General features: G+C 60.9%; 7 protein-coding genes. 5 read left to right on the top strand and 2 right to left on the bottom strand.

Translation table 11 applies throughout. From position 1 onward, the window contains the following. Nucleotides 1-91: 91 nt before the first annotated feature. The gene (locus EN935_RS24470) at nucleotides 92-331 is read right to left on the bottom strand and encodes a hypothetical protein (protein WP_109660894.1); all 240 of its coding nucleotides are present in this window, start codon (nucleotides 329-331) and stop codon (nucleotides 92-94) included. Between the two features lie 272 nt (nucleotides 332-603). Between EN935_RS24470 and EN935_RS24475 the strand changes: the two genes are divergently transcribed. Continuing rightward, nucleotides 604-903, top strand: a complete 300-nt coding sequence (locus EN935_RS24475) for a hypothetical protein (protein WP_127263364.1) — start codon at nucleotides 604-606, stop codon at nucleotides 901-903. 123 nt (nucleotides 904-1,026) lie between these two features. Here the strand turns inward: EN935_RS24475 and EN935_RS24480 are convergent, their stop codons facing one another. Then, entirely contained in the window at nucleotides 1,027-1,896 is an 870-nt protein-coding gene (locus EN935_RS24480) for an NmrA/HSCARG family protein (RefSeq protein ID WP_127263362.1), read from the bottom strand. A gap of 104 nt (nucleotides 1,897-2,000) precedes the next feature. Between EN935_RS24480 and EN935_RS24485 the strand changes: the two genes are divergently transcribed. The 4 genes from EN935_RS24485 to EN935_RS24500 all read left to right on the top strand — a co-directional run. Next, on the top strand, nucleotides 2,001-2,891 hold the full coding sequence (locus EN935_RS24485) for a LysR family transcriptional regulator (RefSeq protein WP_127263360.1): 891 nt from the start codon (nucleotides 2,001-2,003) through the stop codon (nucleotides 2,889-2,891). Between the two features lie 111 nt (nucleotides 2,892-3,002). Next, nucleotides 3,003-3,188: a hypothetical protein gene (locus EN935_RS40900; RefSeq protein WP_164757640.1), complete on the top strand. Its 186-nt coding sequence runs from the start codon at nucleotides 3,003-3,005 to the stop codon at nucleotides 3,186-3,188. Nucleotides 3,189-3,238: 50 nt separating this feature from the next. Then, nucleotides 3,239-3,574, top strand: coding sequence for a DUF982 domain-containing protein (locus EN935_RS24495; RefSeq protein WP_245468754.1), 336 nt, complete (start codon nucleotides 3,239-3,241; stop codon nucleotides 3,572-3,574). 60 nt (nucleotides 3,575-3,634) lie between these two features. After that, nucleotides 3,635-4,284: aldo/keto reductase (locus EN935_RS24500; protein ID WP_164771309.1), on the top strand; the 650-nt coding region annotated here is incomplete at its 3' end.

The raw sequence follows: 4,284 nt of genomic DNA on the forward strand, positions 1-4,284 counted from the left end.
CCAATATCCTGTAGAGCCGAGAGCAGTCAGGGTCCGGCATACCAGCCGGCACTCTGCCCGCCGGTCGCGACCAGCAGACCGGCGGCCGCGCCTATTCCTTGCCGCTGTCGGCAATCCCGTTGCCGTCCGCAGGCAAGATGCCAAAATCCTGCGACTTCGCCCCCTGCTCCGCCGTCAGGAATCCATCTGAGGCCAAACCGCGCCGCAGCAGTTCCCTAACCGCGGCCGAGCGGCTCGGCATGCGCTTGTCAAAGCGCCAGTTTTCCAGCGCGGCCAGTTCGTCAGATGTCAGCATGATTTGCAGTCGTTCGGGGCGTTCCAGTTCAGCCATGGCGCTTTTCTCGCTCAAGACCAAGAATACGTCGAGTTAGTATCTACCTCACTCCACTTATAGTTAGGATAGGCCGCATAACGCGTCAAGAGCGTGCGATGGGTGAATGACGCATCACGCGCATGATGAGGATTCGGCGCTGGACATGCATTTGTGTAACTATGCTAACTAATTGATTTATTTAGATAATATTTATATTGTTACTTGCCACCACGCGTTGCCCGGCGCATACTGGAACCTGAAAAGAAAACCGATCCCTTTGGGAGGTTTCGATGCGGTACAATTACTCGACGCACCTGCGCGACGACGTCAGTTCGGCGGTCGTGACGGCATTCAAGAGGACCGGCATCGTCAACATCACGGCGGTGGCCGAACACGTCAGGGTCAAGAATCTGGCCGAGAACGTCGCCCTCGAAGACATCGAATATCTGGTGCTGCAGGCGGCCCAACTCATCGGCGTGGCAATTGAATTCGACGGCATGGCCGGTATGTTCGTGGATGGCCTTGCTGGCGAGGATGGCGAACGTCTAAACGCCTCGGTTGATCTGCCACACCCGGCCTCCCTGCAGTAGGGAGCGGGCGCAGAAGCGCTGTTTTGTCGTAGCCGCGTTCGACTACAAGGCAGGGTGCCCCCTCAAGAGGCGCCCTGTTGTTGTTTCCGGTGATGATGATAGTCCTAGTAGTCAGATAGCTGCTCAGGCGGAGGCCGCGATTTGCGAGGCGAAGTCGCGATATGGGCGCAGTGGGCGGGCCAGAAGCGCCGTCAGTCGCTCGACGTCGCCGGCCTCAGGCAGCATCCCGTCGGTCAAGAACCGCTCGCCCATAAGGCGCATGTCGTACGCCATCCAGGCAGGCAGGAACTGCTTGAGATTTTGCTCGAAACCTTCCGTATTGTCGCCGCCGTAATTGATCGGGCGAGCGAGCACGTCTGACCAGATGGCGGCGATGTCCGTCCCGGTCAGTGTCTGCGGACCGACGAGGTTGATCCGGTCGAGCGCAAGCGGCTCTGCGGACTGTTCGCGGCGCAGCAGCTCAAGGGCGGCGATCTCGGCGATATCACGGGCGTCGATCATGGCAAGACCCTTGGCGCCGATCGGCATTGGATAGGTGCCGTAGCCGGTGATGATGTCTTCGACCATCAGATCGTTCTGGATGAAGTAGGCCGGGCGCAAGATCGTAGCCTTGAAGCCCATCTGCTCGATCATTCGCTCGACGCCGAACTTGCCCGCGAAATGCGGCACGTTCACATAGACGTCGGCGTGGATCACCGAGAGATAGACGATCCGCTCGATGCCGGCCGATCGGGCAACGTTCAGCGCGACCAAAGCCTGGGTGAATTCATCCGGAACCACGGCGTTCAAGAGGAACAGCGTGGAAACCCCAGACATGGCTTTGCGCAGCGAATCGACATCGAGAAAGTCGCCTTGCACGACGGAGACGCCTGCCGGGAAGCCGGCTTTCGACGGATCGCGGACGAGAGCACGGACATCGGCGTCGCGCTTGACGAGGTGTTCGACGACCTGGCGGCCAATATTGCCGGTGGCGCCGGTAACGAGAATGGTCATGGGAATTTCTCCTGTTGGGTTGCTTGACACGCCCAATATGTACGGCTCACAAACAGTCCAATAGACGGAGATTTTGGACGCACCGTCCCATTGGTGGAACACTTATGGATCTTCTTGCGCTGGCCGATTTCAATCTCGTTGCCCGCCATGGTGGCTTCGGCAAAGCGGCAAGGGCCACCGGCCGGCCCAAGGCAACGCTGTCCCGGCGCGTTGGAGACTTGGAAAGCAGTCTCGATCTGCGCCTGTTTGAACGGGGTGCGCGTAACCTGAAGCTGACCGAAGAAGGACGGGCGCTCTTCGAGCGGACGGGGGCATTGCTTGCCGAACTGGACGAGACGGCTTCGGCGATTGCCTCGGGCGGTCAGAGACCCAAGGGCAGACTGCGGATCAGCGCACCTCTCCATTTCTCGCAGACCGCTATGGGGAGGATCGCCGCGGGGTTTGCCCTCAAATATCCGGAGGTGAGGCTTGAAGTGACGACTGAGGACCGGGCTGTCGACATGATCGAGGAAGGCTACGATCTGGTAATCCGGGTCAATCCAGATCCCGACGAAAGCCTGGTCGGACGGGCGTTTCTCCGCGACCGTCTGATTGTCGTGGCGAGCCCCGACCTTCCCCGCACGACCGGTCAGCGCGCCGCCCCTGGCGTTGCGCGAGGGGCAGGCGAACCGCAAACATGTCACGTGAAGACACCGGGTGGCCGGTCAACAATTACAATCGAGCCCGTCCTCGTTTTGTCAACGCTCATCATGGTCCGGGATGCGGTGCGAGCCGGCGTCGGCGCAGGACGGCTTCCCATTTCGTTGGTGGCCCACGACCTGGCTGACGGTACACTGGTGAATTGGGGCGATATCGACGGCCCCGAGATCGCTCTATGGACGCTCTACCCATCCCGGCGGCTGCTCAGCGCGCGCGTGTCGGCCTTCCTGGACTTCCTGAAACAGGCCTTCCCAAATGGGACGCCGGACGAACTGGCCGCCTATATTGGCAGGTGATGCTGGGCCGCTTTCGGCGGCAGGAACCTTTATTTGCTCGGAACAAGTCTTCCCGGTGGAACAAGTTGGACTGACGGAAATTATCCTGTCGCCTTACAAGAGGAGGACGTCGTGAAAGACCTGCGCAGTCTCCTTGCCGAACTGTCATCCAGCTGGCTCAAGCGCCGCAAGGCGCAAGCGCTCAAGACCACGGCCACGGTCAAGACTGCTCCCCGCTTCGCCGAACAAACGACAAGGCAGCGTGCTGCCCACAAGCCCAAACCACCGCCCACCCGCGACGTCGCCTCGAACATGTGAGTGATGCCGAAAGGCGAACAGACCGGGCGTCTCTCGATGTGGATGGTTCGTTGAAACGCCTGCTTCGGAACTTTCACGCCAGAGTGACGAAACCTTGGACTGCCCAAAGCGTTTATCGCTTCAGCCCAGTCGAGGTTCCAATGCAAACTGCATGGTTTTCCAAACCCGTGGCGGTGTCCGTCGGTGTCACCGGTTCCATCCGTCATCTGTCCAATACACAGCAAGCCATTGAATTGCTCACGACGCATTGGCGTGACGCCGGCAGTCCAAAACATCAATCGGCATTGCGCGCCTGCCGCCGGGCGACGAGCGGCGATGTTACCGCCGAGATCGCCAGGGAGGCGCTTGTCGAAGCCGCGCGTGAAGCCCACATCCTTGTCGAGTAAGGCGTGTCGACAAAATCAGTCAACGCCATAGTTTCTGCAACCTCGCCGGAGAGCGCCCCGATGACCCTGAAAACACGCAAGCTCGGCAGCCAGGGGCTGCGGGTCTCGGCCATCGGCCTCGGCTGCATGGGCATGAGCCAGTCCTACGGCCCGGCCGACGAGGCCGAATCCATCGCCACGCTGCACCGCGCCATCGAGCTTGGCTGCACCTTCCTCGACACCGCCGAGGTCTATGGCCCCTACATCAACGAAGCCCTGCTCGGCCGGGCGTTGAAGGGCAAGCGCGACCAGGTGACCATCGCCACCAAATTCGGCTTCCGCATCGAAAACGGCAAGCAGGTCGGAACCGATAGCCGGCACGAGCACATTCGCGAGGCCGTGGAAGCCTCGCTCGTCCGGCTCGCCACCGACCATATCGATCTGCTCTACCAGCACCGCGTCGATCCGGCGGTGCCGATGGAGGATGTCGCGGGCGCCGTCGGCCAACTGATCGAGCAAGGCAAGGTGCGCTTCTTCGGCCTGTCGGAGGCGGGTGCGGCCAACATCCGCCGGGCGCATGCAGTGTATCCGGTGTCGGCGGTGCAGAGCGAGTATTCCCTGTGGGAGCGCAATCTGGAGCCGGAGATCATCCCGCTGCTTAGACAACTCGGCATCGGCCTGGTGCCGTTCTCACCGCTCGGCCGTGGTTTTCTCACCGGCGAGGTCAAACG

The organism is Mesorhizobium sp. M7D.F.Ca.US.004.03.1.1, from assembly GCF_003998635.1.
GTDB lineage: Bacteria > Pseudomonadota > Alphaproteobacteria > Rhizobiales > Rhizobiaceae > Mesorhizobium > Mesorhizobium loti.